We start from the raw sequence: 237 nt of genomic DNA, 5'->3' as shown, positions 1-237 counted from the left end.
AGATACTCATTATATTTTAGCAAGTGCTCTTATTAAAAGTTTGCGCGGAAGCGATGTGGATGCTGCTATTTATTATCTTGCTCGTTTAATTGATGCAGGAGAAAGTGCTGATTTTATCGCTAGGCGTTTGATTATCTTTGCAAGTGAAGATATATCCAATGCCGATCCTAATGCTTTAAATTTAGCCGTTTCTACTCTTACCGCAGTAAAAAATATCGGCTATCCTGAAGCAAGAAT

General features: G+C 36.7%; 1 pseudogene. It reads left to right on the top strand.

Annotated features, from left to right (window positions below):
• Positions 1-237: pseudogene (locus tag ELQ12_RS10135) on the top strand (AAA family ATPase); the annotation flags it as partial.

The sequence above is a fragment of the Campylobacter sp. US25a genome, assembly GCF_004379075.1.
Taxonomy (GTDB): domain Bacteria; phylum Campylobacterota; class Campylobacteria; order Campylobacterales; family Campylobacteraceae; genus Campylobacter_D; species Campylobacter_D jejuni.
Note: the sequence above shows the minus strand (reverse complement) of the source record. Positions and strands in the feature narration are given on the sequence as shown.